The sequence below is a fragment of the Microvirga arabica genome, from assembly GCF_016811235.1.
GTDB lineage: Bacteria > Pseudomonadota > Alphaproteobacteria > Rhizobiales > Beijerinckiaceae > Microvirga > Microvirga arabica.
In genome coordinates this window covers 1-1,658 of the sequence record NZ_JAFBID010000182.1, presented here as the reverse complement: position 1 = coordinate 1,658, position 1,658 = coordinate 1, and the positions used below count along the sequence as shown (strand labels likewise).

2 protein-coding genes and 1 pseudogene are annotated in these 1,658 nt (G+C 62.5%); all 3 read right to left on the bottom strand.

What is annotated here, in order from left to right; all coding sequences use genetic code 11:
• The coding region (locus tag JQC81_RS32290) for a malonyl-CoA decarboxylase N-terminal domain-containing protein (RefSeq protein WP_203275839.1) at positions 1-443 on the bottom strand (443 nt) is incomplete at its 3' end.
• Between the two features lie 405 nt (positions 444-848).
• Positions 849-1,201: pseudogene (locus JQC81_RS32285) on the bottom strand (transposase).
• Positions 1,202-1,437: 236 nt separating this feature from the next.
• The coding region (locus tag JQC81_RS32280) for a tripartite tricarboxylate transporter substrate-binding protein (protein WP_281400483.1) at positions 1,438-1,658 on the bottom strand (221 nt) is incomplete at its 5' end.

The window sequence follows — 1,658 nt, the reverse complement described above, 5'->3', positions numbered from 1 at the left end:
GCACGCATTCTGATCAGGGCTGCGGTACCACCTGGGGCGAGATTGAGCCTCCGGAACAGTTCCTGTCGTCGAGGCTCAGCTGCGGCATGCAGCGCCTCCAGTGCTTCCGTTCCATGATCTTTGCGAACGGCTTCGATCGCATGCTCGACCCGGCGGCGATCGGGTCCGAAACGATCAGCAAGAGCGTGGAGGAACGCAAGGCGGCCCGTGTCTGTTGCAGTGCCATAGCTTGCTAACAGGGTCTGCGCCAAAGCCACGCCGGATGCTTCACCCCTGCGCGATAAGAGCAATTCGCTTATGGCAATCAGGTCGAGTTGTGGAATGGCCTCCCGATCACCCTTGCGACCAAGGAGGCCCCGCCCCCTCTCCGTCAGCGTGTCGAGGAGATCGCCAAGGAACGAGGAGGCGTCGGCCGTTCTGGACCTCGAGCTGTAGAATCTCATGCTTAGCCTCCGTTAAACCCTGTGCAAGCTTTGAAAGTCCGCTTACCCCGTCACTGCGGAAAATTAACTTAGGTCAGCCCTGTGCCAAAGGTATGGTCCGGCCGTGCGTCGCAAGATGATGTTGGGCGACTGACGAACGTGAGAGCTGCATCAATGTATTCGGCCTCGTGGTGGAGCCTCAGCTCCGGGCCATCATGGATATCCGCGCGCATCCAAGGCTCGCTACCGGAAAGACCTCTGTGGGCCAAAATGGCACCCAGTCGGGTGGTTGCGTCGGGCAGACCGTTTGTCCATCTCCTTCATCTCGCAGACCTCGGCGGGACAGCCGCTGATTAGATAAGCGATCTCATCTCGTTGTCTCCTCAGGGCTGATCGGTTGCAGAAAGAGCCTGAAGCGCTCTCACCTCACACCGCATGGGAGGCGCTCCTCGGCTGATAAGCATGTCCACGCGCCAGCACCGCCCAAGCGATACGAGCAAGTTTGTTGGCCAGCGTGATCACCAGCATGTTGCCATGCAGCCGCCGGCCTGCAGTCGCGATCCACGGCCACAGGCCGAGCCTCGCCCCATGCGGACGGCGCACCAGCACGATATGGGCAGCCTGGACGAAGAGCGTCCTCAAGTACTTGTTGCCGCGCTTCGAGATCCTGCCCAGGATGGTGCGGTCGCCGGTCGACCCCTGCTTGGGACCAGCCCGAGCCAGGCGCCAAAGTCCCGCCGCTGCTTGAACCCGGCCCCGGTGCCGATCGCCGCCACCATGGCCGACGAGATGATCGGCCCCACGCCCGGTACGCTCATACGGCCGGACCATCCCATTCGCCGACCTCAGTAAGAACGGCGATAGCACGAAGTCGAACCGATCAGGAGATCTAGGAGACGCGCTCCTCGTCGTGCGCCTCTCCCATTGCGGGTTCCACGCATGCTGGACGACGGACATTCCGACGAGAAGGGCCGATCCCGAACGGGCGGGATTGGCCCTTCTCGTCGGCGGCGGACTACTTCGCCTCCTCCAGCTTCAATCCGGCGTCCTTCACGACCTTGGCCCAGCGGGAGATCTCTGAGCCGACAAAGGCGCCGAACTCCGCACCAGTCAAGGTCGGGATCTCCGAACCCTGCCGGGTCCAGGCCTCACGGATGGTGGGCGCCTGCAGGGCGGTCTGCAATTCCTTAGTCATTCGCTCAACAATCGCGGGCGGCGTGCCCTTGGGCGCCCAGA